General features: G+C 64.3%; 25 protein-coding genes. 16 read left to right on the top strand and 9 right to left on the bottom strand.

Going from position 1 to position 25,625, the window contains the following annotated elements:
- Positions 1 to 59: 59 nt before the first annotated feature.
- The 6 genes from lysS to ABE528_RS20495 all read left to right on the top strand — a co-directional run bounded on the left by lysS (position 60) and on the right by ABE528_RS20495 (position 5,472).
- Positions 60 to 1,562, top strand: a complete 1,503-nt coding sequence (gene lysS, locus ABE528_RS20520; protein ID WP_346653934.1) for a lysine--tRNA ligase — start codon at positions 60 to 62, stop codon at positions 1,560 to 1,562.
- Positions 1,563 to 1,668: 106 nt separating this feature from the next.
- Positions 1,669 to 2,373: a TetR family transcriptional regulator gene (locus tag ABE528_RS20515; RefSeq protein WP_152958117.1), complete on the top strand. Its 705-nt coding sequence runs from the start codon at positions 1,669 to 1,671 to the stop codon at positions 2,371 to 2,373.
- A 29-nt stretch (positions 2,374 to 2,402) separates the two neighbouring features.
- Positions 2,403 to 2,951 carry a hypothetical protein gene (locus ABE528_RS20510; protein ID WP_152958116.1) on the top strand — a complete coding sequence of 183 codons (549 nt, stop codon included), beginning with the start codon at positions 2,403 to 2,405 and terminating at the stop codon, positions 2,949 to 2,951.
- A 25-nt stretch (positions 2,952 to 2,976) separates the two neighbouring features.
- Positions 2,977 to 4,254, top strand: coding sequence for a flavohemoglobin expression-modulating QEGLA motif protein (locus ABE528_RS20505; protein ID WP_346653933.1), 1,278 nt, complete (start codon positions 2,977 to 2,979; stop codon positions 4,252 to 4,254).
- Positions 4,226 to 5,149 carry an alpha/beta hydrolase gene (locus tag ABE528_RS20500; protein ID WP_346653932.1) on the top strand — a complete coding sequence of 308 codons (924 nt, stop codon included), beginning with the start codon at positions 4,226 to 4,228 and terminating at the stop codon, positions 5,147 to 5,149. Before ABE528_RS20505 ends, ABE528_RS20500 begins: the two co-directional genes overlap by 29 nt.
- Complete coding sequence (locus ABE528_RS20495; protein ID WP_261942911.1) at positions 5,146 to 5,472, top strand: hypothetical protein; 327 nt, start codon at positions 5,146 to 5,148, stop codon at positions 5,470 to 5,472. Before ABE528_RS20500 ends, ABE528_RS20495 begins: the two co-directional genes overlap by 4 nt.
- Positions 5,473 to 5,620: 148 nt before the next feature.
- On the opposite strand, the gene ABE528_RS20490 is transcribed toward ABE528_RS20495, so the two are convergent.
- The 3 genes from ABE528_RS20490 to ABE528_RS20480 form a co-directional block, all read right to left on the bottom strand.
- Positions 5,621 to 6,412, bottom strand: coding sequence for an OmpA family protein (locus ABE528_RS20490; RefSeq protein WP_152958113.1), 792 nt, complete (start codon positions 6,410 to 6,412; stop codon positions 5,621 to 5,623).
- Between the two features lie 50 nt (positions 6,413 to 6,462).
- The gene (locus ABE528_RS20485; RefSeq protein WP_152958112.1) at positions 6,463 to 6,876 is read right to left on the bottom strand and encodes a DUF4398 domain-containing protein; all 414 of its coding nucleotides are present in this window, start codon (positions 6,874 to 6,876) and stop codon (positions 6,463 to 6,465) included.
- A gap of 273 nt (positions 6,877 to 7,149) precedes the next feature.
- Positions 7,150 to 7,494, bottom strand: a complete 345-nt coding sequence (locus tag ABE528_RS20480; protein ID WP_152958111.1) for a pilin assembly protein — start codon at positions 7,492 to 7,494, stop codon at positions 7,150 to 7,152.
- Between the two features lie 169 nt (positions 7,495 to 7,663).
- Here ABE528_RS20480 and ppc point away from each other — a divergent pair, with 169 nt between their 5' ends.
- From ppc to ABE528_RS20445, 7 genes are all read left to right on the top strand, one after another.
- The gene (ppc, locus tag ABE528_RS20475) at positions 7,664 to 10,291 is read left to right on the top strand and encodes a phosphoenolpyruvate carboxylase (RefSeq protein ID WP_152958110.1); all 2,628 of its coding nucleotides are present in this window, start codon (positions 7,664 to 7,666) and stop codon (positions 10,289 to 10,291) included.
- 257 nt (positions 10,292 to 10,548) lie between these two features.
- A complete protein-coding gene (adk, locus tag ABE528_RS20470) occupies positions 10,549 to 11,199 on the top strand; it encodes an adenylate kinase (RefSeq protein WP_346653931.1) in 651 nt (216 codons plus the stop codon).
- 88 nt (positions 11,200 to 11,287) lie between these two features.
- Positions 11,288 to 11,962: a tRNA (adenosine(37)-N6)-threonylcarbamoyltransferase complex dimerization subunit type 1 TsaB gene (gene tsaB, locus ABE528_RS20465; RefSeq protein WP_346653930.1), complete on the top strand. Its 675-nt coding sequence runs from the start codon at positions 11,288 to 11,290 to the stop codon at positions 11,960 to 11,962.
- Between the two features lie 131 nt (positions 11,963 to 12,093).
- Positions 12,094 to 12,381: a hypothetical protein gene (locus ABE528_RS20460; protein WP_152958107.1), complete on the top strand. Its 288-nt coding sequence runs from the start codon at positions 12,094 to 12,096 to the stop codon at positions 12,379 to 12,381.
- 3 nt (positions 12,382 to 12,384) lie between these two features.
- Entirely contained in the window at positions 12,385 to 13,254 is an 870-nt protein-coding gene (locus ABE528_RS20455) for a DUF72 domain-containing protein (protein ID WP_346653929.1), read from the top strand.
- 28 nt (positions 13,255 to 13,282) lie between these two features.
- A complete protein-coding gene (locus ABE528_RS20450) occupies positions 13,283 to 14,113 on the top strand; it encodes an isocitrate lyase/phosphoenolpyruvate mutase family protein (protein WP_346653928.1) in 831 nt (276 codons plus the stop codon).
- A 6-nt stretch (positions 14,114 to 14,119) separates the two neighbouring features.
- Entirely contained in the window at positions 14,120 to 14,809 is a 690-nt protein-coding gene (locus ABE528_RS20445; RefSeq protein ID WP_346653927.1) for an extensin family protein, read from the top strand.
- 2 nt (positions 14,810 to 14,811) lie between these two features.
- Here the strand turns inward: ABE528_RS20445 and ABE528_RS20440 are convergent, their stop codons facing one another.
- A complete protein-coding gene (locus tag ABE528_RS20440; protein WP_346653926.1) occupies positions 14,812 to 15,432 on the bottom strand; it encodes an energy transducer TonB in 621 nt (206 codons plus the stop codon).
- A gap of 103 nt (positions 15,433 to 15,535) precedes the next feature.
- On the opposite strand from ABE528_RS20440, the gene ABE528_RS20435 reads away from it, so the two are divergent.
- Positions 15,536 to 16,312: a class I SAM-dependent methyltransferase gene (locus ABE528_RS20435; protein WP_152958135.1), complete on the top strand. Its 777-nt coding sequence runs from the start codon at positions 15,536 to 15,538 to the stop codon at positions 16,310 to 16,312.
- Between the two features lie 118 nt (positions 16,313 to 16,430).
- On the opposite strand, the gene ABE528_RS20430 is transcribed toward ABE528_RS20435, so the two are convergent.
- The gene (locus ABE528_RS20430) at positions 16,431 to 17,072 is read right to left on the bottom strand and encodes a TetR/AcrR family transcriptional regulator (protein WP_152958102.1); all 642 of its coding nucleotides are present in this window, start codon (positions 17,070 to 17,072) and stop codon (positions 16,431 to 16,433) included.
- 168 nt (positions 17,073 to 17,240) lie between these two features.
- On the opposite strand from ABE528_RS20430, the gene ABE528_RS20425 reads away from it, so the two are divergent.
- Positions 17,241 to 18,341, top strand: a complete 1,101-nt coding sequence (locus tag ABE528_RS20425) for an efflux RND transporter periplasmic adaptor subunit (RefSeq protein ID WP_346653925.1) — start codon at positions 17,241 to 17,243, stop codon at positions 18,339 to 18,341.
- A 6-nt stretch (positions 18,342 to 18,347) separates the two neighbouring features.
- Positions 18,348 to 21,413 carry an efflux RND transporter permease subunit gene (locus tag ABE528_RS20420; protein WP_152958100.1) on the top strand — a complete coding sequence of 1,022 codons (3,066 nt, stop codon included), beginning with the start codon at positions 18,348 to 18,350 and terminating at the stop codon, positions 21,411 to 21,413.
- Between the two features lie 35 nt (positions 21,414 to 21,448).
- On the opposite strand, the gene ABE528_RS20415 is transcribed toward ABE528_RS20420, so the two are convergent.
- From ABE528_RS20415 to plsB, 4 genes are all read right to left on the bottom strand, one after another.
- Positions 21,449 to 22,135, bottom strand: coding sequence for a DUF4197 domain-containing protein (locus tag ABE528_RS20415; RefSeq protein WP_152958099.1), 687 nt, complete (start codon positions 22,133 to 22,135; stop codon positions 21,449 to 21,451).
- A 32-nt stretch (positions 22,136 to 22,167) separates the two neighbouring features.
- A complete protein-coding gene (locus ABE528_RS20410; protein WP_152958098.1) occupies positions 22,168 to 22,566 on the bottom strand; it encodes a YbaY family lipoprotein in 399 nt (132 codons plus the stop codon).
- A 72-nt stretch (positions 22,567 to 22,638) separates the two neighbouring features.
- Entirely contained in the window at positions 22,639 to 22,890 is a 252-nt protein-coding gene (locus ABE528_RS20405; protein ID WP_346653924.1) for a hypothetical protein, read from the bottom strand.
- An 83-nt stretch (positions 22,891 to 22,973) separates the two neighbouring features.
- Complete coding sequence (gene plsB, locus ABE528_RS20400; RefSeq protein ID WP_152958990.1) at positions 22,974 to 25,460, bottom strand: glycerol-3-phosphate 1-O-acyltransferase PlsB; 2,487 nt, start codon at positions 25,458 to 25,460, stop codon at positions 22,974 to 22,976.
- Between the last annotated feature and the right edge of the window lie 165 nt (positions 25,461 to 25,625).

The following is a 25,625-nucleotide window of genomic DNA, read 5'->3' as shown; positions in this document are numbered from 1 at the left end:
CCGGTAGCGCGTGCCCTGCCCGAAAAGGGCAACGAATACCTGATGGAAAGAATGACGACATGAGCGACCTCAAGACCGAATCGCAAGACCTGCAACAGGAAGAAAACGCCCTGATCGCCCTGCGCAAGGAAAAACTTGCCGCTGAGCGTGCCAAGGGCAATGCCTTCCCCAACGACTTCCGTCGCGACAGCTACTGCAACGACCTGCAGAAACAGTACGCGGACAAGACCAAGGAAGAGCTGGAAGCAGCCGCGATCCCGGTCAAGGTTGCCGGCCGCATCATGCTCAACCGTGGCTCGTTCATGGTCATCCAGGACATGACCGGCCGTATCCAGGTCTACGTCAACCGCAAGACCCTGTCGGAAGAAACCCTGGCAGCGGTCAAGACCTGGGACCTGGGCGACATCATCAGCGCCGAAGGCACCCTGGCCCGTTCCGGCAAGGGCGACCTGTACGTCGAGATGACCAACGTGCGCCTGCTGACCAAGTCGCTGCGCCCGTTGCCGGACAAGCACCACGGCCTGACCGACACCGAGCAGCGCTACCGCCAGCGCTACGTCGACCTGATGGTCAACGAAGAAACCCGCCACACCTTCCGTGTGCGTTCGCAGGTGATCTCGCACATCCGCAAGTTCCTCATCGAGCGTGACTTCCTTGAAGTCGAAACGCCGATGCTGCAGACCATTCCCGGCGGTGCAGCGGCCAAGCCGTTCGAAACCCACCACAACGCCCTGGACATGGCCATGTTCCTGCGTATCGCGCCGGAGCTGTACCTCAAGCGCCTGGTGGTCGGCGGCTTTGAAAAGGTGTTCGAGATCAACCGCAACTTCCGCAACGAAGGCGTTTCGACTCGTCACAACCCTGAATTCACCATGCTCGAGTTCTACCAGGCCTACGCCGACTACCGCGACAACATGGACCTCACCGAGGAACTGTTCCGCGAGCTGGCGCTGCTGGTACTGGGCACCACCGACGTACCGTATGGCGACAAGGTGTTCCACTTCGGCGAGCCGTTCGCCCGCCTGTCGGTATTCGACTCGATCCTCAAGTACAACCCCGAGCTGACCGCTGCCGACCTGCAGGACGTAGACCGTGCCCGCGACATCGCCAAGAAGGCCGGTGCCAAGGTGCTGGGCCACGAAGGCCTGGGCAAGCTGCAGGTGATGATTTTCGAAGAGCTGGTCGAGCACAAGCTGGAGCAGCCGCACTTCATCACCGAGTACCCCTTCGAGGTGTCGCCGCTGGCCCGTCGCAACGACGAAAACCCGGCCGTGACCGACCGCTTCGAGCTGTTCATCGGTGGCCGCGAGATCGCCAACGCCTACTCCGAGCTCAACGATGCCGAAGACCAGGCCGAGCGCTTCCTGGCCCAGGTGGCCGAGAAGGACGCCGGTGACGACGAAGCCATGCACTACGACGCCGACTTCGTTCGCGCCCTGGAGTACGGCATGCCGCCGACTGCCGGTGAAGGTATCGGTATCGACCGCCTGGTGATGCTGCTGACCAACTCGCCGTCGATTCGCGACGTGATCCTGTTCCCGCACATGCGCCCACAGGCCTGAGTGAACTGAACAAGCCGCCTTTCGGGGCGGCTTTTTCTTGCCTGTACACTTGTATTGGCTGTACCGGCCAACCCCTGTCCATGAGGTAACCACCGTGACACCCGCAATGGCCCAACAAGGCGCCGCCGGCATCGCCACCGCCGTCGCCGAAAGCGTGCAGTACCAGGGTCGCAAGACCGCCCGTCAAGGCAGCGAACAGCGCCGCCAGCTGATCCTCGACGCTGCCATGCGCATCGTCGTGCGCGATGGCGTGCGTGGCGTGCGCCACCGTGCGGTGGCCGCCGAGGCGGGTGTGCCGCTGTCGGCCACCACTTACTACTTCAAGGACATCGAAGACCTGCTCACCGACACCTTCGCTCAGTACGTCGAGCGCAGCGCCGACTACATGGCCAAGCTCTGGGCCAACACCGAGGTGGTGCTGCGCCAGCTGCTCGCCCAGGGTGATGGCAGTGTGCAGTCGCGGGCGCGGCTGGCGGACGAAATCGCCCGCATGACCGCTGACTATGTGCAGCGCCAGTTGCTCAACCGCCGCGACTTCATGATGGCCGAGCAGGCCTTCCGCCAAGAGGCCTTGCTGTGCCCGCGCCTGGCCGAGCTGGTGCGTGCGCACGAGCAGATTCTGCTGCACGGCGCCCGCCAGCTGCTGCAGGTGGTCGGCTCGCAGCAACCGGAACAGGACGCCCAAATGTTGACGGCGATTATCGAGCAGATGGAATATCAGGGCCTGCTCAAGGATGCCGATGCGCAAGCCGATGGGCAGATGCTCGCTATGCTTACCCGTTACCTGCACCTGGTGTTGGCATCGGCCTGAGCTGTGACCGAACTTTCAAGGAGAACCTGATGAAAGCCTGGCGTGTGGTGTTGTTGACCTTGTCATTCCTCCTGCTGGGCGGTTGTCTGGTGACCTTTCATGAGCCGCTGCCGAGCAACCAGGCGGCGCCCAAGGCCTTGCTCGGCAAGTGGAGCAGCAAGGATGCCTGGGGCGAACCGCTGAAGCTGACCATCAGCCGCAGCGGCGGCGATGCCTACAAGGCGGTGGCCACGGCCAAAGGCAAGGCGCCGGAGGAATACACCTTCACCGTGTCGCGCCATGGCAACCGCTGGTACCTGTCGGCTGGCGTGCCCAAGCGCCTGGGCGGCAACTTCCTGATTGGCGGTTTCGACATCGTCGATGGCAAGGAACTGGTGGTCTACAACCTTGATGTCGAGCAAGTGCAGCAGGCGGTCGAGAAAAAGGAACTGAGCGGGCGCAGCACGCAGATTCCGGAAGAAAGCGAACAGGGCGTGCTGATCGACAGCCCGTCGCCACGTGTGCTGGCCTACCTGGATGACCCGGCCAACTCCGACCTGTTCGTCGAAGTGGCGCGCTTCCAGCGCAGCGGCAAGTAGTCAGGACCAGACCAAGGAGTCCTCCGTGGACGAGTACCAGCAAACCATCCGCGCCCTGTCCGACCGCATCGTCGCGGCACAGACCCCGATCCGGGTCCTCGACGCGGTGAAATGGGACGACAACATCCGCCAGGGCTTTCTCAAGGCCAAGGGCAAGGAGCCGCCCGCCGTTGACCGCGATTACTACCTGGCCCGCCCGTTGGCGTTCGACTCCAGCGCGGTGAAGGCCGAGTTCCAGGCCATCGAGCGTGACATCATTCGCCAGCTCGGCCAGTTCAACCCGGTCGGGCAGATCATGAAGCGCATGTGCCGCGAATACCGCATGGTTGTGCGCATGCTCGAAGCCCGCGGTACCGAAGACTTCGGGCTGATCTCCCAGGAACTGTACGGCGCGGCCTCCGACGCCTTCCACGCCGGTGACCCGACCCTGGCCGACCTGGGGCTGATGCTCTCGGACTACCTGAACAACATCGACGGGCGCGGCGACCTCAAGGACGAGCCGAAGAACCTGACCGCCAAGGAGGCCGTGGACATCCTCCAGCGCCGCCTGAACAAGGTGTTTGGCGAGGCCGAGGAAACCATCCGCGTGTTCGAGTCGGACGGTATCGTTGCCGATGCCGCAGCCGGTGCCGACTACATCAAGGTGCGCGCCGATGCCATGTTCAACAACCGGGACGTGCGTGCGCTGGAGGTGCATGAAGGCCTGGTGCATGTGGGCACCACCCTCAACGGCCTGAACCAGCCGATCTGCACCTTCCTGGCCAAGGGCCCGCCCTCGTCGACGGTGACCCAGGAAGGCCTGGCCATCCTCATGGAGGTGATCGCCTTCGCTTCCTATCCCAGCCGCCTGCGCAAGCTGACCAACCGCACCCGCGCCATCCACATGGTCGAGGAGGGCGCCGACTTCCTGCAAGTGTTCGACTTCTTCCGCGAGCAGGGCTTCGAGATGGCGCAGAGCTACAGCAACGCCAGCCGGGTGTTCCGTGGCTCGGTGCCCAATGGCCTGCCATTCACCAAGGACTTGTCCTACCTCAAGGGCTTCATCATGGTTTACAACTACATTCAGTTGGCCGTGAAGAAGGGCAAGCTTGAACAGATTCCGCTGCTGTTCTGCGGCAAGACCACTCTGGAAGACATGCGCACCCTACGCCAGCTGGTCGAGGAAGGGCTGGTGGAGCCGCCCAAGTACCTGCCGGAGCAGTTCCGCGACCTCAACGCGCTGTCGGCCTGGATGTGCTTCTCCAACTTCCTCAACCACTTGAGCCTGGATCGCATTGAAGCCGACTACGCGAACATTCTCTGAGCGCTGCCGCCAGCTGATGCTGGGCCTGCTCCTGCTGGGGCTGGGCGGTTGCAGCAGCCTGTTGTTCTACCCGGAACCCGGCGAGCCGTTCACCCCTGAGCGGGCCAAGCTGGAGTACCGCGATATCACCCTCACCACCGCCGATGGCTTGCGCCTGCACGGTTGGTGGCTGCCGGCCAAGGCGGGGGGGGAGGTCAAGGGGACGGTGCTGCATCTGCATGGCAACGGCGGCAACCTGCCGGGCCACCTGGGCGGCAGCTACTGGCTGCCGGAGCAGGGTTACCAGGTACTGATGATCGATTACCGTGGCTACGGGCTGTCCGAGGGCTCACCGAGCTTGCCGGAGGTCTATCAGGATATCGACGCGGCAATGGCGTGGCTGGCCCAGGCCCCCGAGGTCAAGGGCAAGCCCTTGGTGCTGCTCGGCCAGAGCCTTGGTGGGGCGATGGCGATCCATTACCTGGCGCAGCACCCCGAGCAGCGCCAGCGCTTCAGTGCCTTGGTGTTCGACGGTGTGCCAGCCAGTTACCGTGGGGTAGGGCGCTATGCCTTGAGCACCTCGTGGATGACCTGGCCGCTGCAGGTGCCGCTGTCCTGGCTGGTGCCAGACGGCGACAGTGCAATCCGTTCGATCGGGCAGCTGAGCAGCCCGCCGAAGCTGTTCTTCCACAGCATCGACGACACCTTGGTGCCGATGGACAACGGCATCCGCCTGTACCAGAACGCACCGGCCCCGCGGGTGCTGCAACTGACCCGAGGCGGCCACGTGCAGACCTTCGCCGACCCGGTGTGGCGCCAGGTGATGCTGCGCTTCCTTGATGACCCGAGCCATTTCAACGGCCTGCGGCGGCTTGCCGAAGTGCCCAACTACCCTGACGAGAAGAACACGCAATGAGTGAAGAACGCAACGCCATCCCGCTGATCCTGACCGGTGTCGGCAGCATCATCGTGACGGTGGGGGCCCTCTGGTACTACGGCTACCTGCATTTCGCCAAGCCTGAGGATGCGCTGCTGCTGCAGGACTTCACCATGCTCAAGACCATCCCGGGCGAGGACTACAAGGTCTCGCTGGACCCGGCGCCGCAGGTGGCCCAGTGCGTGGATGGGGTGCTGGTGCTGTTCGATACCGAGCAGAAAGGCCTGACCGGCGTGCTGGTAGACAGCCGCAAGCGCGCGGTGCGCTGCATGGGGCAGGAGACGCCGCAGCAGGTGCAATGATTTAGGATTTCTAGCGGCTGTCCCGGCCCTTTCGCGGCTAAAGCCGCTCCCACAGGTATGGGAGCGGGCTTGCCCGCGAAGAGGCCGGAACAGGCAAAAGAAAAGCCCCGCATCGATCGCGGGGCTTTCTCATTTCAGCTGACCAGCCTTACTGCTGGATCTGGCTCACCGAACGCGGTGCCACCGGCTGGTTGTCGTTGGAGATGGTCACCTCTACCCGACGGTTCTGCGCACGGCCCGAGTTGCTGCCGTTGTCCGCCACCGGGTATTCCTTGCCATAACCCTGGGCGACGACACGCGCCGGGTCCACGCCTGCACGTACCAGCGCCGCGCGCACGCTGGCGGCGCGGCGTTCGGACAGGCCCTGGTTATAGTTGGCCGAGCCAACGCTGTCGGTGTAGCCCTCGACAATCACCTTGCGCTCCGGGTTCTCCTGAAGGAACTGGGCCAGCTTGGTGATGTTCGGGTAGGCGTTGCTCTTGAGGGTGGCCTTGTTGAAGTCGAACAGCACGTCACCAAAGGTCACCAGGGTACCGCGGTCGGTCTGCTTGGCGTTGAGGCTGTCCTGCAGCTTGGCGATCTGCGCGTCGCGGGCATCGAGCTTGGCCTGGGCACGCTGGGCCGAGGCGTTCTTCAACTCGTTTTCGGCGGTGCGCAGGGCGATGGTTTCCTTGGCCACCTCGATACGCTGGTTGGTCAGGTAGGCGAGCTGGTCGACCTTCTTGCTGTCTTCACGGTCCATGAAGGCCTTGTCGGACTTGTTCAGCCAGTCCTGGGCATCCTTGGTCTCGAGCGCGGCCACCTTGCTCGACTGCGGGTCGCTCTGCAACGCCGAGAAGTTGCTGCGGGCCGACTCCAGGTTGGGGTTCGGGTCGTGGGAGCAGGCGGCGAGGCCGATGCTCACGGCCAGCAGGGCGGGAATCATGACGTAGTTGCGCATAGTGTTCATCCTTTGATCAGTTGCGAAGGCTAGGGTTGGCATGGCGGCGCTCATTCAGCGCTGCGCAGGCCTTCCTGACGCACGTCCTGAACGCCCTGGCGGGCATCCTGCACGGCCTTCTGGGCCTTGGCTGCCTGGGCCTTGCGCTCGGCGACGCGGGCGTCCCATTCGGCCTGCTCGGCCAGGCGCTTGGCCTCGTCATACTGCTTGTCGTGCATGGCGATTTCGGCCTGCTTGAACTTGTCCTGGGCCGCTTTCATTTCCACGGCAGCGAACTCGGTACCACCGGCACTGACGGCGGAGTTCACGGCGGACTGGGTGACGGCGTACTGCTCGGTAGGCGGGTTGCCTGCACAGCCGGCCAGGACCAGGCTACTGCCCAGGGCCAGCGCGGCCAGCTTCAACCCGCGAACGTGGCCGGACGTAGCTTTCGGGTTGCGGGTGTTGATGGTGGTCAGTTCCATTGGATCACTCCTGATTACGACGATGTCCATAGCAGTCCATCGCTCAATCCCTGACATTGCCTGCGCTTGCGCTGAACGATGCACCATGGCAGGTGTGCAGGGTTTTAGCGTGATGGCTATTGGCTGGGACTTGACCGTTTTTTGAAAGGTTCAGAAAAAGTTGCCTCGGCTGCCTAACTTTTTCTGACTGGTCGGTCAGCGGTTGTGCCTGGAACTTCGCTGTCTGGAACGGGCATCCGGGCCCGTTGCAGGCCCGGAAAGTCAAAGGGGAATTTAGTTGCCGCTGTCGCCGTCGGTGTTGCTGAGGTCGTGCAGATGGCGCCGTGACAGCGCCAGAAAGCGCGGGGTCGGGCCGATGTCTTCGTACAGCGGGTCACCTTCCTCGTCAGTGGCGATGACCTTCTGGCCCTGCACGTAGGGGAAGCTGGCTTCTATCTCCTCCAGCGCGGCGGCGACCAGTTCGCCGAGCAGTTCCTCGGCGGTGCGTTTGGGGTACATGTCGATCAGGGCGGCCAGGCGTGCCTCGGACTCCAGGTCCAGGTGCAAGGCATGGCCGGTGGGGCTCAGGGTGCCGGCGGCATTCTGTTCCCAGTGCTGGGCGAGTTCGCGGATTTTCATGATGACCTCTGTCAACGCCAGTAAAGGCTGCAGTGCATCGGACTGCGCTGCCTTAACTTTAGTTTGCTTTGCGCGATCGCGGCTTGCCATCGCGCCCCGGCAGTGGGCACTCTTGGGCCAGTGCTGTTTCCTGAGCAGAGCGTGGCGAGCCGCGCCGAAGAGAGGGCCAATGACTGATATCGATGTGCGCCTGCGTGAAGATGTCCATGTGTTGGGGGAGTTGCTCGGCGAGACCATTCGCCAGCAGCACGGTGATGCGTTCCTGCAGAAGATCGAGGACATTCGCCACAGCGCCAAGGCCGACCGCCGCGGCGCTGGCGAGCAGTTGAGCTCGACCCTGGCCGACCTTGCAGAAGAAGACCTGCTGCCGGTGGCGCGAGCTTTCAACCAGTTCCTCAACCTGGCCAACATGGCCGAGCAGTATCAGCTGATTCGCCGTCGCGATGCCGGCCAGCCAGAGCCGTTCGAGGCGCGGGTCTTGCCCGAACTGCTGGCTCGCCTGAAGCAGGCCGGGCACAAGGATGACGCCTTGGCCCGGCAACTGGCCAAGCTCGATATCCAGCTGGTGCTGACCGCGCACCCGACCGAAGTGGCGCGGCGCACGTTGATCCAGAAATACGATGCCATCGCCGGCCAGCTGGCCGTGCAGGACCACCGTGACCTGACCCCCGCCGAGCGCGAGCAGGTGCGTGAGCGCCTGCGCCGGCTGATCGCCGAGGCCTGGCACACCGAAGAAATCCGCCGCACCCGGCCAACCCCGGTGGACGAGGCCAAATGGGGCTTCGCGGTGATCGAGCATTCGCTGTGGCAGGCCATTCCCAACCACTTGCGCAAGGTCGACAAGGCGCTGTTCGACGCCACCGGCCTGCACCTGCCGCTGGAAGCTGCGCCCATTCGCTTCGCCTCGTGGATGGGCGGTGACCGTGACGGCAACCCCAATGTCACCGCCGCCGTGACCCGTGAGGTGCTGCTGCTGGCCCGCTGGATGGCCGCCGACCTGTTCCTGCGCGATGTCGATGCGCTGGCGGCCGAGCTGTCCATGCAGCAAGCCAGTAGTGCCTTGCGTGAACGTGTGGGCGACAGTGCCGAGCCGTACCGGGCATTGCTCAAGCAACTGCGCGACCGCCTGCGCGCGACCCGCGCCTGGGCCCAGCTCGCGTTGACCAGCAACCCGCCGGCCAGCGCCGAGGTGCTGGTGGACAACCGCGACCTGATCGCCCCGCTGGAGCTGTGCTATCAGTCGTTGCATGAGTGCGGCATGGGCGTGATCGCCGATGGCCCATTGCTTGACAGCCTGCGCCGGGCGGTGACCTTCGGCCTGTTCCTCGGTCGCCTGGATGTGCGCCAGGACGCCGCCCGGCACCGTGATGCGCTGGCGGAGATTACCGATTACCTGGGCTTGGGCAGCTATGCCGACTGGGACGAAGAACAGCGCATCGCATTCCTCCAGGCCGAATTGAAGAATCGCCGGCCGTTGCTGCCGGCGCACTTCAAACCCCAGGCAGAGACCGCAGAAGTGCTGGCCACCTGCCGTGAGATCGCCGCTGCACCGGGCGCATCGCTGGGCTCGTACGTGATTTCGATGGCGGGCGCGGCCTCTGATGTATTGGCTGTGCAACTGCTGCTCAAGGAAGCCGGCCTGACCCGGCCGATGCGCGTGGTGCCGTTGTTCGAAACCCTGGCCGACCTGGACAACGCCGGGCCGGTGATGCAGCGCCTGCTCGGTCTGCCGGGCTATCGCGCCAGCCTGCGCGGGCCGCAGGAAGTGATGATCGGTTATTCCGACTCGGCCAAGGACGCAGGCACCACGGCGGCTGCCTGGGCTCAGTACCGTGCCCAGGAAAACCTGGTGCGCATCTGCCGCGAGCATCAGGTCGAGCTGCTGCTGTTCCATGGCCGTGGTGGTACGGTCGGCCGTGGCGGCGGCCCGGCCCATGCGGCGATCCTGTCGCAGCCCCCGGGCTCGGTGGCAGGGCGGTTCCGCACTACCGAACAGGGCGAAATGATCCGCTTCAAGTTCGGCTTGCCGGGCATCGCCGAGCAGAATCTCAACCTATACCTGGCCGCCGTGCTCGAAGCCACCTTGCTTCCACCACCACCACCAGAGCCCGCCTGGCGCGCACTGATGGACCAGCTGGCGGCCGACGGTGTGAAGGCCTACCGCGGCGTGGTGCGGGAAAACCCCGACTTCGTCGAGTACTTCCGCCAGTCCACTCCTGAGCAGGAACTGGGCCGCCTGCCGCTGGGCAGCCGCCCGGCCAAGCGCCGTGCCGGTGGCATCGAAAGCTTGCGGGCGATCCCGTGGATCTTCGGCTGGACCCAGACACGCCTGATGCTGCCGGCCTGGCTGGGCTGGGAAACCGCCCTGAGCAATGCCTTGGCGCGGGGCCAGGGCGAACTGCTGGCGCAGATGCGCGAGCAGTGGCCGTTCTTCCGCACTCGCATCGACATGCTGGAAATGGTCCTGGCCAAGGCCGATGCGCAAATCGCCGAGGCCTACGACCAACGTCTAGTGCAACCAGGCTTGCTGCCTTTAGGTGCGCACCTGCGCGACCTATTGTCGCAGTCGTGCCAGGTGGTGCTGGGCCTGACCGGGCAGCCGGTGCTACTGGCGCATAGCCCCGAGACCCTGGAATTCATCAGCCTGCGCAACACCTACCTGGACCCGCTGCACCGCCTGCAGGCCGAGTTGCTGGCCCGTTCGCGCAGCCGCGAAGCCGCTCTGGACAGCCCGTTGGAGCAGGCCTTGCTGGTGACCGTGGCAGGGATTGCCGCGGGCCTGCGCAACACCGGTTGACGCCAGCTGTTGCGGCCCTTGCCGATTGACAGGGTGTCGGCCAGAACAGGACGAGGAGGGTGGTTGCGCCGGGCGCAACCCCCTTCGGTTTCAGTTACAAATGACGCAATGCTGCAACTTTGGGACGCTTGTCTGGCTGCCGAGCGCTGTGTATCTTGAGCAGCCTTCTGACCGATTTATGGTCATACCCGATTTTCCGGACTTGGCCTCGATTGCCGAATCCATTGAATTTCATAAAAAAATTTGAGGAGCACGAGATGCGCGTAATTCTGCTGGGAGCTCCCGGGGCCGGTAAAGGTACTCAGGCAAAGTTCATCACCGAGAAGTTCGGTATTCCACAGATCTCCACCGGTGACATGCTGCGTGCCGCCGTCAAGGCCGGTACCCCACTGGGCCTGCAACTGAAGGAAGTCATGGATGCCGGCCAGCTGGTTTCCGACGAGCTGATCATCGGCCTGGTCAAGGAGCGTATCGCCCAGCCGGATTGCGCCAATGGCTGCCTGTTCGACGGCTTCCCGCGCACCATTCCGCAGGCTGAAGCCATGGTTGCCGCTGGCGTAGACATCGACGCCGTGGTCGAAATCGCCGTCGACGACGAAGAAATCGTCGGCCGTATGGCTGGCCGCCGTGTGCACCTGGCCTCGGGCCGTACCTACCACATTCAGTACAACCCGCCGAAAGTGGCAGGCAAGGACGACGTCACCGGCGAAGACCTGATCCAGCGCGACGACGACAAGGAAGAAACCGTGCGTCACCGCCTGTCGGTCTACCACAGCCAGACCAAGCCGCTGGTGGACTTCTACCAGAAGCTGTCTAAAGCGAATGATGGCAAGCCGAAGTACAGCCACATCGAAGGCGTCGGCTCGGTCGAGTCGATCACCGCCAAGGTGCTGGACGCCCTGAGCTGATCCAACGCCATGTGTCACAACGGCCCGCTTGCGGGCCGTTGTCGTTTATACTGCCGCTCTTTTCCCCTAGCACCTGGATACCCGTTCGATGACCACCCTGCTGGCCCTGGATACCGCCACCGAAGCCTGTTCCGTCGCACTGCTGCATGACGGCAAGGTAACCAGCCATTACGAGGTGATCCCGCGCATGCATGCGCAGAAGCTGCTGCCGATGATCAAGCAGCTGCTGGCAGATTCCGGCGTGGCGCTCAATGCACTGGATGCCATCGCCTTCGGCCGTGGCCCGGGCGCGTTCACCGGGGTGCGTATCGCCATTGGCGTGGTGCAGGGCCTGGCGTTTGCGCTGGAGCGCCCAGTGCTGCCAGTGTCCAACCTGGCTGCGCTGGCCCAGGGCGCGCTGCGCGAGCAGGGTGTGCAGCAGGTGGCCGCTGCCATCGATGCGCGCATGGACGAAGTGTATTGGGGTTGCTACAAGGCCGAAGCCGGTGAAATGCGCCTGCAGGGCCTGGAAGCCGTGCTGCCGCCTGAGCGCGTGGCCCTGCCTGAAGGCAGCAGCGGTGACTGGTTCGGTGCCGGTACCGGCTGGGGCTATGCCGAGCGTTTGGCGGTGCAGGCCTGCGCCAGCAACCCGGCCGCTTTGCCAAATGCTCTGGACATCCTCAGCCTGGCCAGCTTCGCCTGGGCCCGTGGCGAGGCAATCGCCGCCGAACAGGCGCAACCGGTTTACTTGCGCGATAATGTAGCCACACCCAAGGCGCGCTGAGTACTGTTCGTCGGTTATCGCGGTTAACGATAAAACCTTCGGCGCAAACTGTGGTCCAGTTATCACTCGAGCATTAGCGACGGAACCCTGATGCTGCTAAATTGCCATCATTGGTCCTGAGTGCTCATGCCATGCGTATCGACGGTTTCTCATCGCAGTCCTACCCGATCAAGCGCACCCCGCGCAAAGCAGCGGTGCGTGACGAGAACGTGGACGATGCCGAGCTGGTGGAGGAGAGCGAAGTCACCCAAGAGGCTTCTGCGCGTCGTCGCCCGGCGGGCCTGCCGGCTCGCCAGCAGGACATGGTATTCCCTCGCGCCCGTGACCGGCGCACCGCCACTGCGTTGGCCAGCTATCTCAGCACGGCCGGTTTTACCGACTGGGACATGGAAGTACTGGGGCTCGACCTGTACATTTGATGGATGGATCCATTACCCCTCCCATATTTCGTAGGTTGCCCGTCCTGGAGCGAGAACGCCTGGCGCGACTACCTGTATCCCGCCGACGCCAGCACCCATGAAATGCTTGGCTATTACAGCCAGGTATTCAACGCCGTCGAGGGCAACACCACGTTCTATGCGCGCCCCGCCCCCGGCACCATCGCCCGCTGGGCGCAGGTCATGCCCGCACACTTCCGTTTCACCGCCAAGTTTCCCAGGGATATCAGCCACGAAGGTGACCTGCGCGATCAGCTGGAAGCGGCCTTCGACTTCACCCGCCTGATGGCCCCGCTGGGCCAGCGCGTATCGCCGTACTGGCTGCAGTTGCCGGCCCAGTTCAGCCCCGCACGGCTGGGCGAGCTGTGCCACTTTCTCGACGAAATCGGTGTGCCGGTGGCCGTGGAGGTGCGCAACCAGGCGTTCTTCGCCAAGGGCGAGGAAGAGCGGCTGCTCAACCGTCTGCTGCACGAGCGCGGCGTGGAGCGCATTTGCCTCGACCCCCGCGCCCTGTTCAGCTGCACTTCACGCGACCCCGCCGTGCTGCATGCGCAGTCGAAAAAGCCCAAGGTGCCACCGCGCCCCGCCGCCTTCAGCCAGCACCCGCAGGTGCGCTTTATCGGCCATCCGCAGCTTGAGGCCAACGAGCCCTTCCTCACGCCCTGGGTGGACAAGGTCGCCGCCTGGATCGAGGAGGGGCGCAACCCTTATGTGTTCCTGCACACGTCTGACAACCGCCTGGCTGCCGCGCTGGCCCAGCGTTTTCACCAGCGGTTGATGGCGCGTCTGCCAGGCCTGGCAGCATTGCCGGAATTGCCGCGTGCCCCCGAGGTCGAACAACTGGGGCTACTCTGACCATTCCCTGACCCCGGAGGTTGTGATCATGGATGTACAGACCCTGCGAGCCGAAGCCTTCAAGGCACTGCACGAACGTGATGGCGCCTTCGTCATTCCCAACCCCTGGGATGCCGGTTCCGCCAAGCTGCTGGCCAGCCTAGGCTTCGAAGCCTTGGCCACTACCAGCGCAGGCCTGGCCTTCAGCCTCGGCCGACCGGATGCCGAAGGCGCCTTGAGCCTGGAGGAGACCCTGGGCAACGCCGGGGTGATCGTCGATGCCACGCCCTTGCCGGTGGCCGCCGACCTGGAAAACGGCTTCGGTGACCTGCCGGAGGACTGCGCCCAGACCATCCTGCGTGCCGCCGAAGCAGGGCTGGTCGGCGGCTCGATCGAAGATGCCAGCGGCCGCGCCGAGGCGCCGATCTACGACTTCGAACTGGCCGTGGCGAGGGTACGAGCTGCGGTGCAGGCCGCCCGCAGCCTGCCATTCCCGTTCACCCTGTGTGCCCGTGCGGAAAACCTGCTGCACGGGCGCATGGACCTGGACGACACCATCCTGCGCCTGCAGGCCTTTGCCGAGGCCGGTGCCGACGTGCTCTACGCGCCGGGGTTGCGCAGTGTGGATGAGGTACGAGCGGTGGTGCAGGCCGTGGCGCCGAAGCCGGTCAATGTGCTGATGGGCCTGGCGGGTGTGCCATTGAGCGTCAACCAGTTGCAGGACCTGGGTGTGCGTCGGATCAGTGTCGGTTCATCGTTGGCCCGGGCAGCACTGGGTGCGTTCCAGCGTGCGGCCCTGGAGATTCGAGATCAAGGCACATTCAGCTACGGTGAACAGGCCTTGCCATTCGCCCAGCTCAACGACCTGTTCCGCCGCTGAGGCGCCATGCGCGCGGTGATGATGCTGTGCGGCCTGCTGTTGGTGATGGCAGGCCTGGCCTGGCAATTGGGCTGGCGCCTTCCGGACGCCTGGAACCCGTGGGCGGCGCTGGATGTGCGCCAACCGCCGAACTGGCTGACGAGTTACAAGCTGTCGCGACTGCGCAATGACCCAAGCTTGTGCCGCCAGGTGCTGGAGACTTCCGGCCTGCGCTACCGCGCGCAAGCCGACAGCCCATCATCGGCCAGCTGCCCTCTGCGGAACGTATGGCGCATCGAGCAGGGGCAAGCCCGGCTAAGCAGCAGTTTCCTCGCCAGCTGCCCTTTGGCAGTGGCTTATGCGTTGTTCGAACAGCATGGGCTGCAAGCGGTTGCACAGCGGGTGTTTGGCCAGCCCGTTGCTCAGGTGGAACACCTGGGCAGCTTTGCCTGCCGCAATGTCTACAACCGCAAGCAGGGGCGCCTGAGCCAGCACGCTACGGCGAACGCGCTGGATATCAGCGGCTTTCGCCTGCAGGACGGTCAGCGCATCGTGCTGGCGCGGGACTGGCAGGCGGGCGGGCAGAAGGGTGAATTTCTAAGGCAGGTGCGGCAAGTGGCGTGCGACAGTTTCAGCACGGTGCTGGGGCCGAACTACAACGCGGCCCACCACAATCACTTTCATCTGGACATGGGGCGTTGGCAGGTCTGTCGCTGATCTCAGGCGTTGACGCGAACGTTGTTCAGCACTACCGGGCGCGCCCAGTGCATGTCGAACTCCAGATCGTTCTGCTGCCTGGCCATGGTCGCCTCATCAAACGGCTCTGGCGCGGGGTCGAGCAGGTTCATCTCGAATTCGGCGATCGGCAGGTGCAACGGGCGCGGGGAGGGGGCCGGGCCTGGTTCGGGGAGCGGGTGACCCTGGCTCATCACCACCGGGCGCAGCCAGTTGTTGCTGATGTCGAGCTGGCGCTGTTGCTGGATCATCTCAGCGACGCTGAACGGCTCCGGCGCCGGCTCCAGCAGGTGGGCCTCAAGTTCCGCCTTGGGCAGGAACAGGGGCTCGGGCGGTGCGACGATGGTGTCGTGTACCGGGCAGGCGCGCTGGGTTTCGATCATCGCCAGGGCCTTGGCTCCGCCAATCGGCTCGCCGCTGGCCTGGTCATACTGCACCATGGCTTGGCTGACGCTGTCGGGCTCTTGCGCTTGCTGCTCTTCCATCGCGCGGGCAAAGAAATCCTGCCACAGGTGGCTGACGCCCCCGAGTGCCTGGGTATTCTGCCGACCGTAGTTGCCGACAGGCGACAAGTAGGTCAAACCGATGGGAAGAGTGTCTGTCATGGCAGTCGTGCGCGCTGGGCTCTGGCAGAATAGCGGGATATTGCCTGTATCGGCCATGGCGGCCGATACATGAGGGGCAGGGGTCAATTTCTAGGTGTGAATGATGGAAGAGCAGGGCACAGGTATCCGGGTCGAGGCGCTTTCGGCTGAATTCGAGGCGCAAGCTGCCGCATGGGCCGAGCGCCTGGTGCTGCCGCTGCAGGACGACGCTGCCGGGTTTGCCGTGCAGGTGGGCGCCGACGGCTTGCAGATCCAGCAGCTGGGCCCGCAGGCGCCGGGGCCGGTGCGGGTGGACTTCGTCGAAGGCCAGGCCGCGCACCGGCGCCAGTTTGGAGGCGGCAACGGGCAGATGATTGCCAAGGCGGTGGGCATCGCCCAAGGCGTGCGGCCGCAGGTGCTGGATGCCACGGCGGGGCTTGGCAAGGACGCGTTCGTGCTGGCCAGCCTGGGCTGCCAGATGACCCTGATCGAGCGCCAGCCGCTGATTGCCGCGTTGCTGGAGGATGGCTTGGCTCGCGGTCGGTTGGATGAAGAAGTGGGGCCGATTGTCGGGCGCATGCGCCTGCTGACTGGCAATGCCATCGAGCGCATGCGCAGTTGGGAAGGCGAGCCGCCGCAGGTGATCTACCTCGACCCGATGTTCCCGCACCGTGACAAGAGCGCGCTGGTGAAGAAGGAGATGCGCGTGTTCCGGCCGCTGGTAGGCGATGACCTGGATGCGCCTGCATTGCTGGAGGCGGCACTGGCATTGGCCAGTCACCGGGTGGTGGTGAAGCGGCCGCGCAAGGCACCGATCATTGATGGGCCGAAGCCGAGCCACAGCCTGGAAGGCAAGTCGAGCCGCTATGACATCTATCCGAAGAAAGCCCTGAAGGCTTGATCGCCTGCGTCGGCTTCTTTGCGGTTAAAACCGCTCCTTCAGGGGTATCCCAGGTCCTGCAAGCCGAGCGGAACCTGGGGCAGCGGGCGTGCCTGCGAAGAGGCCGGTTGAGGCTGACTCAGGCCTTGAATGCCCGAATAAACAACGCCACCACCTCACGCACATGGGCCTCGGCCTCATCTCCCTCCAGCGGCCCGGCACACCCCAGCAACAGGCGATAATCAGGCGCACCCTTGACCAGGCTGAAGAAGTGCTCGGCCGCCTGCAGCGGATTGGCAATCCGCAGTAGCCCGCACCCATCGATCCTGCGCAACAGTGCTTCCATCCCCACCAGTAGCCGCTTCGGCCCGGCTTCGTAGAAGTACGCGCCAAACCCCGGGTCCTGGCTGCTCTGGGCCATGATCAGGCGGCTCAGCTTGACCGCCTCGTCACTGCTGATCAGCGCCTGGAAGCTATGGCCGATAGTCAGCAACACCTCCTCCACCGCCGCTCCCTCCGGGTACTCGAACATCAAGTCCGGCAACTGGTTCTGGCAGGTCGCCATGACGGCGGAGCCGAACAGCGTCTGCTTGTCGGTGAAATGGCTGTAGACCGTGAGTTTTGAAACACCTGCCGCCGCAGCGACCGCATCCATGCTGGTGTTGGCATAACCGAGGCTAAGGAACAGGGCCTTGGCGGCTTCGAGGATGGCCTCGCGCTTTGCCAGGTCCTTGGGCCGGCCCGGGCCGTTGGGTGCGTCGTTGGACATTGGAATCCGCATCTGGTTGAGGGGGCGCCCATCTTACCGGGTGCAACGGCATCCGGCTGCAGGTCGCGACCTTCGTTAATGTTGATTTTCTTTCCGACGCTGGCTTCCCGGCCTCGGTTCCCTGATTTAATATACTCGCCAGTATAAATATTCAATGTGCACTTCGCGAAAGGATTCATCATGTTGCGCCATGCCTTGTCCCTCGCTCTGCCCGCTGCTGCCGCGCTGTTGCTGGCAGCCTGCGGCCAGGAAGCAGCCCCGCCTGCCGCGCCGCGCCCGGCCCTGGTGGTGCAGCCGCAGCCGGCCGAAGCCGCTGCCGACAGTTACCCCGGTGAAGTGCGCGCGCGCTTCGAGCCGGAGCTGGCCTTCCGCATCGGCGGCAAGGTTAGCAAGCGCCTGGTGGAGGAGGGGCAGCGGGTCAAGGCCGAGCAGCCGCTGGCCGAGCTTGACCCACAGGACGTGCGCCTGCAGCTGGAGGCCAACCGCGCCCAGCTGGCAGCGGCCGAGGCCAACCTGTCGCTGGTGCGCGCCGAGCGCGACCGCTACCAGAAGCTGCTCGACCGGCAGATGGTCAGCCACTCCCAGTATGACAACGCGGAAAACCTCTACCGTGCAGGCCTCGCCCGCCTGAAACAGGCCAAGGCCGAATTCGACGTGGCCGGCAACCAGGCTGATTACGCCGTGTTGCGTGCGCCGCAGGCGGGTGTCATCGCCAAGCGCCAGGTTGAAGTCGGCCAAGTGGTCGCGGCCGGGCAGACCGTGTTCACACTCGCTGCCGACGGTGAGCGTGAAGTGGCCATCGGCCTGCCGGAACAGCAGTTCGCCCGTTTTGCCGTGGGCGAGGCTGTCAGCATCGAATTGTGGTCGCACCCCAACCAACGCTTCCAAGGGCGCATTCGCGAGTTGTCACCTGCCGCCGACCCGCGCTCACGGACATTCGCCGCAAGAATTGCCTTCACCTCGGCCAAGGTGCCTGCCGAACTCGGTCAGAGTGCGCGGGTGTTCATTGCCCATGACGGAGTGATTCCGCTGGCAGTGCCACTGTCGGCCGTCACCGCGGAAAACGGCCAGGCCTATGTCTGGCGGGTCAACAAGGACAGCCGCCTGGAGCGTGCCGTGGTGCGCCTGGGCGCGTATGGCAGTGAAACCGTGCCGGTGCTCGAAGGCCTGGCGCCGGGCGACTGGGTGGTCGCTGCCGGTGGCCATGTGCTGCGCGAGGGGCAGGAAGTGCGGCCGGTAGATCGCACCAACCGCGTGGTGAACCTGGCGGCCAAGGAGTAAGTCCCGATGGGTTTCAACCTTTCCGCGTGGGCGCTGCGTAACCGCCAAATTGTGCTGTTCCTGATGATTCTGCTGGCTGCCATTGGCGCCATGTCCTACACCAAGTTGGGGCAGAGTGAAGACCCTCCGTTCACCTTCAAGGCCATGGTCATTCGTACCCTGTGGCCAGGGGCCACGGCCGAGGAAGTGTCACGTCAGGTTACCGAGCGCATCGAGAAGAAGCTGATGGAGACCGGTGAGTACGAGAGGATCGTCTCGTTCTCGCGTCCGGGTGAGTCGCAGGTCACCTTTATGGCCCGCGACTCGTTGCACTCCAGGGACATTCCCGAGCTCTGGTACCAGATTCGCAAGAAGGTCGCGGACATCCGCCACACCTTGCCGCCGGAGATTCAGGGGCCGTTCTTCAACGACGAATTCGGTACCACCTTCGGCAATATCTACGCGCTGTCCGGCGCCGGGTTCGACTATGCGGTGCTCAAGGATTACGCCGACCGTATCCAGATCCAGCTGCAACGGGTCAAGGACGTGGGCAAGGTCGAGCTGATCGGCCTGCAGGACGAGAAGATCTGGATCGAGCTGTCCAACCTGAAGCTGGCTACCCTCGGGGTGCCGCTGGAGGCGGTGCAGCAGGCGTTGCGTGAGCAGAACGCGGTCAGCACCGCCGGTTTCTTCGAAACCCCTAGTGAGCGCCTGCAACTGCGGGTGAGCGGGCGCTTCGACAGCGTTGATGAGATCCGCCAGTTCCCCATCCGGGTGGGCGACCGCACCTTCCGCATTGGCGATGTGGCCGATGTGCACCGAGGCTTCAACGACCCGCCCGCCCCGCGCATGCGCTTCATGGGCGAGGACGCCATCGGCCTGGCGGTGTCGATGAAGGACGGCGGCGACATCCTGGTGCTGGGCAAGGCACTGGAAGATGAGTTCGAGCGCCTGGCGCGCAACCTGCCCGCCGGCATGGAGTTGCGCAAGGTCTCCGACCAGCCGGCGGCGGTCAAGGCCGGGGTCGGCGAGTTCGTCCAGGTGCTGGTCGAGGCGCTGGTGATCGTGCTGCTGGTGAGTTTCTTCTCCCTCGGCCTGCGCACCGGCCTGGTGGTGGCTTTGGCCATCCCGTTGGTGCTGGCCATGACCTTCGCCACCATGCACTACTTCGGCATCGGCCTGCACAAGATCTCGCTCGGCGCGCTGGTGTTGGCGCTGGGCCTGCTGGTGGACGACGCGATCATTGCCGTGGAGATGATGGCGATCAAGATGGAGCAGGGTTATGACCGCCTCAAGGCCGCCAGCTACGCCTGGACCAGCACGGCGTTCCCGATGCTCACCGGTACGTTGATCACGGCCGCGGGCTTTCTGCCGATTGCCACGGCGGCGTCGAGCACTGGCGAATACACCCGCTCGATCTTCCAGGTGGTGACCATCGCGCTGTTGACCTCGTGGGTCGCTGCGGTGGTCTTCGTGCCTTACCTGGGCGAACGGCTGCTGCCGGACCTGGCCAAGCTGCATGCTGCCCGCCATGGCAAGGACGGGCACGCGCCCGACCCGTACGGCACGCCATTCTACCAGCGCGTACGGCGTGTGGTGGAGTGGTGCGTGCGGCGGCGCAAGACGGTGATCCTGCTGACCATTGCCGCCTTTGTCGGCAGCATCCTGCTGTTCCGCTTTGTGCCCCAGCAGTTCTTCCCGGCCTCGGGGCGCCCGGAGCTGATGGTTGACCTGAAGCTTGCCGAAGGTGCCTCGCTGGCCAATACCGCCGAGCGGGTCAAGCAACTGGAAGCGCTGCTCAAGCAGCAGGACGGCATCGACAACTACGTGGCCTATGTGGGCACCGGTTCGCCGCGCTTCTACCTGCCGCTGGACCAGCAGCTGCCCGCTGCCAGCTTTGCCCAGTTCGTGGTGCTGGCCAAGTCGATGGAAGACCGCGAGCGCCTGCGCGGCTGGCTGATCAGCACCGTCGACCAGCAGTTCCCCGACCTGCGCGCCCGCATCACGCGCCTGGAGAACGGCCCGCCCGTGGGCTACCCGGTGCAGTTCCGGGTCACTGGCGAGCATATCGAGAAGGCCCGTGCCCTGGCCCGGGAAGTGGCGGACAAGGTGCGCGAGAACCCGCATGTGGTCAATGTGCACCTGGACTGGGAAGAACCGAGCAAGGCGGTGTTCCTGGAAATCGATCAAGACCGCGCCCGTGCCCTGGGCGTGAGTACCGCGCAACTGTCGAGCTTCCTGCAGAGTTCGCTGACCGGCACCACGGTCAGCCAGTACCGCGAGGACAACGAGCTGATCGAGATTCTCTTGCGCGGCACCCAGCAGGAGCGTGGCGAACTGGCTAACCTCGGCAGCCTGGCGCTGCCCACCAACAACGGCCAGAGCGTGGCGCTGTCGCAGGTGGCGACGCTGGAGTATGGCTTCGAGGAAGGCATCATCTGGCACCGCAACCGCCTGCCGACGGTGACCGTGCGTGCCGACATCTATGACAAGGAGCAGCCGGCGACGCTGGTGAAGCAGATCCTGCCGACCTTGCAGGAGATCAAGGCCAAGCTGCCGGATGGCTACCTGCTGGAAGTGGGCGGCACGGTGGAAGACTCCGAGCGCGGGCAGAAATCGGTGAACGCCGGCATGCCGCTGTTCATCGTGGTGGTGCTGAGCTTGCTGATGATCCAGCTGCGCAGCTTCTCGCGCACGGTGATGGTGTTCCTCACCGCGCCTTTGGGGCTGATTGGCGTGACCTTGTTCCTGCTGGTGTTCCGCCAGCCGTTCGGCTTCGTCGCCATGCTCGGCACCATCGCCCTGGCGGGGATGATCATGCGCAACTCGGTGATCCTGGTGGACCAGATCGAGCAGGATATCGCTGGCGGAATGGACCGTTGGCAGGCGATCATCGAGGCCACGGTACGGCGCTTCCGGCCGATCGTGCTGACCGCGCTGGCGGCGGTGCTGGCGATGATTCCGTTGTCGCGGAGTGTGTTCTATGGGCCGATGGCGGTGGCGATCATGGGTGGGTTGATCGTGGCCACGGCGCTGACCTTGCTGTTCTTGCCGGCGTTGTATGCGGCGTGGTTCAGGGTCAGGAAGGGCTGAAAATCGTAGGGGGCGCAAGGCGCCCCCCCAGGGCGTCAAAGGGCGCCGAAGACTTTCTTGGCCAGGCTGGTAGCGGCCTGTGCCGGGTTCTGGCGAATGCTCTGTTCCTGTTTGGCAATCATCTCGAACAGGCCATCCAGCGCCTTCTCGGTCACGTAGTTCTCGATGTTGGCGTCATCCTTGATCAGCCCCAGGCCCTTGGCCTGACCGGCAAAGGCGTTGTACTGCTGGGCGACGCCGACCTTGTCGGTGGCCTGCTTGACGATCGGCAGGAACTTGGCGCGGATCTGCTCGCGGCTGCTCTTGTTCAGGTACTGGGTGGCCGAGTCGTCACCGCCGCTGAGGATGCCCTTGGCATCGGTCACGGTCATCTTCTTCACGGCATCCACCAGAATCGCCTGGGCCTGTGGCACGGCAGCTTCGGCGGCCTTGTTCATGCTGGCTTCCAGGGCATCGACCTGGTCGCCCTTGCCGAACATCTTCATGGCCTTGGCAGCTTTACCGAGGTTGCCCGGCAGCTCGATGCGCACGTCAGGGTTGTTGCTGAAACCGCCTGGCGTGCTCAACTGCTTGACGGCAATCTGCGCGCCCTGGGTGAGGGCATCCTTCAGGCCGCCGGTGGCGTCGGACTGGCTCAGGTCGCCAAGCGACAGCGCCAGGGCGCTGGCCGACAGCAGCAGGCCGGCGCACAGGGTAGTGAAGCGCAGGGAGGCGCGAATCATGGGTATTTCCTTATCGATGAAATGGGGCGGGCTCAGCGCACCGGGTCGACTTTGACCCGTACCGGCTGCGGGTCGCTGCCGTCGAGTGCGACGCCGTGGTGTTCGGTGTTGATGAACAGCAGCTTGCCGTCCAGCTCGATCCGCGCGCTGACCGCGTAGCGGTGGCCGGGCTTGACCTGGGCCGGGTCGTAAATGAGGTGGAACGGCAGTGGCACGTTGCCTTTGACCGGGCCGGCCTGGCGCGCCAGGGTCACGGCGGGGGCGTCCATCAGCGAGACATCCTGCAACTCGACGCTCAAGGTGGCGGCAGGCGGCAGGGCGATGCGCTGCAGGTAGAAGACTTCGCCATCCAGGCTGGCCTGGGTGGACGGGGTGTGGCTGGAACAGGCTGCGAGCAGGGATGCGCAACACAGCATAAAGAGTTTTTTCATGGAATCTCCGGTGTCCTTGGAGCTGGCTTGTGGCCAACCCCAGGGACTTTAGCGGATTTCCCGGCGCAGTGGTCAACCCTTGCTGTTGTCGCCGTGAATCCCCTCAGTGGATGCCGGAGTGAGATTGCCTCCGTGGATACCCTCGGTGATGGATTCCGGCAAGCTGCCGCCGTGGATGCCTTGGGTGACGGTTTCCGGCAAGTTGCCGCCGTGGATGCCTTGGGTGACGGTTTCCGGCAGGTTGCCGCCGTGGATGCGTTGGGTGACGGCTTCCGGCAGGTTGCCGCCATGGATACCTTTGCTGATGCTGGATTTGCTCGACATATTAAGAAGCTCCTTGAGAGTGGATCAATGCGTGCTGCTCATTGATCCTGCGTCCTTCCACAGCTCCGCTACAGCCTGTACGCCTACCCTTGGACGATTCCCATGGTCTCATCACGGTGCAGCGCTACCTGGCGGATCGACAGGCGCAGCTCCGCCGACAGCACACGCTTGGCCACGCCTTCGGCCAGCTCGCCGAGCTTGTCGTGGTAACCCAGCTTGCCATGGCCATCCGGGCGCAGCACGCCCTGCCCGATCAGGGTCTGGATGAAGTGGCGGAACAAGGTCTTGTCGAAGAACTCCGGGGCATTCAGGCCATGCAGGATCGACAGGCGCTGGGCCATCATCACACACAGGTCTTCCAGCTCTTCGGCGCTGAGGGTGTTCTGCCCACTGTTGAGCAGCAGCGAAGTGGCCATGTAGAAACGCTGCAAGGTCTGGGTGATGGTGCGGGCGAGCAGGGTCAGCAGCACGAACTGGCGTGAGCTCGGTGCCGGGCGCATGTACAGGTCGTTCTCATGGCGCAGCAGGCCTTGTTCCACCAGTGCCGCCAGCCACTGGTCGATCACCTCGTCCAGTTGCTCCGGCGCCCAGCGCAGGAACAGTTCGGCTTGCAGGTAGGGATACAGCGCATGCACGTACTGGCCCAGCAGTTCGCGGCTCATGCGCGAGCTACTGAGGAAGAAACTCGCCAGCAGGGCGGGCAGGGCGAAGATGTGCAGGACGTTGTTGCGGTAATAGGTCATCAATACCGCGTTGGCCTCATCCAGGTAGAGAATGCGGCCCAGGGCGTCCTTCTGCTCGGCCAGCAGGTCCATGCCGCGCACGTGCTCGATCAGTGCCAGGCCGTCGCCTTCGGGCAAGGTGGTGTGCTCGGAGTAAGGCACCTGGCGCAGCAAGGCCAGGTACAGGTCGAGCACGCGGGTGAGGGCGCGCTCGTCCAGCGCCAGGCGGCTGGTGGAGAGCAGGGCCAGCGCCACCAGGTTGACCGGGTTGACCGCTGCTGCCTCGTTGAGATGGCGGGCAACGGTTTCGCCCAGGCGGGTGGTGGCATCATTCAGCCAGGCTGGTCGGAACTGCGGGCCCAGCTCCTGCTCGCGCCAGCCGGGTTGTTGCTCGTCGAGGAAACCGGCCAGGCGGATCGGCTCGCCGAAGTTGACGTACACCTGACCGAAGCGCTGCTTCAGTGCACCGAAAACCTTGAAGATGTCGAAGATCGACTCCTTCTTCTTGCTTGCCCCACGCAGTTCGCCGAGGTAAGTACGGCCCTCCAGCACACGCTCGTAGCCGATGTATACCGGCACGAATACGATCGGCGTGCGCGACGAGCGCAGGAAGCTGCGCAAGGTGATCGCCAGCATGCCGGTACGCGGCTGCAGCATGCGCCCAGTGCGCGAACGGCCACCTTCGACGAAGTACTCGACTGGGAAGCCCTTGGTGAACAGGGTGTGCAGGTATTCATTGAACACTGCGGTGTACAGCGGATTGCCCTTGAACGTGCGGCGCATGAAGAAGGCGCCGCCACGGCGCAGCAGGCCCCCGATCACCGGCATGTTCAGGTTGATCCCGGCCGCGACGTGCGGCGGCGTCAGGCCATTGCGGAACAGCAGGTACGACAGTAGCAGGTAGTCGATGTGGCTGCGGTGGCAGGGCACGTAGATCACTTCATGGCCCGGGGCGATGCCCTGCACCTGCTCGATGTGGTTGACCTTGATGCCGTCGTAGATCTTGTTCCAGAACCAGCTCAGCACCACTTCCAGGAAGCGGATCGCGGTGTAGGTGTAGTCCGAGGCGATCTCGTTGCCATAGCGCAGCGCCTGGGCTTCGGCCTTGGCCACGGGCATGTTCTGGCGCTGGGCTTCGTCGGTGATGGCCTGGCGGACCAGGGGCGCATGCACAAGGCCCTTGACCAGGTTGCGGCGGTGCGAGAGGTCGGGGCCGATCACTGCGGTCTTGAGGTTGCGAAAGTGCACGCGCATCAGGCGCTGGGCCATGCGCACAGTACGCTCGTGGCCCTTGTTGTGCTGCACCAGTTCGCGCAGGTGGATCGGCGCGGAGAACTGCACGCGGGTCTTGCGCCCCAGGATCAGCACGGTCAGCAGCCGGCGCAGGCGCCCGGTCACTGCCCAGCTGTCGGCGAACAGCAATTTCCATGGGCTGTTTTCACTGGCCGGCGTCTGCCCCCAGAACACACTGACCGGAATGATCTGCGCATCTGTCTCGGCATGTTGGCTGACGGTGGCAATCAGGCGCTCCAGGGTGGGCGGGGCACCGCGCTTGTCGTGGCGGCCGAGCCAGTCCGGGTCCGGCGTCAGGTAGAAGAACGCGGCAGGTTCTTGCAGCGGGCCGACGGCCACCGGCAGCACCGGGCGCGGCAGCCCCGCTTTGGTGCATTCACGGTCGAGTACTGCCAGGTCGGTGAGCGATGGCGAGGGCAGGGCATAGAAGACCGGGCGGCTGCGGTCGAGCTTGAGGGGCAGGGATGACTGGTTGATGGTCTCGGAGCGCACCCACAGGTATATCAGGCGACGCAGGGCGCCGAAGATCAGGCGGCGCAGGGGGGAACGGGTCATGGGGTGAGTGCCCTGGGAATGAATTTCAGAGAATAGACAGCCATTTAGTCTGCCGTATCGGCGCAAGTTCAGCAAAATTCGGTAAATAGCGCGACGGTCATGAAAATTCTTTGTTCTGTGTCATATACTCGGCCTGCCACTTGCAGGATATTTCGGCAAGCGGCG

Source organism: Pseudomonas sp. TWI628 (genome assembly GCF_039673865.1).
GTDB lineage: Bacteria > Pseudomonadota > Gammaproteobacteria > Pseudomonadales > Pseudomonadaceae > Aquipseudomonas.
The sequence above is the reverse complement of the archived record's forward strand: the minus strand, read 5'-3'. Positions and strand labels throughout refer to the sequence as shown.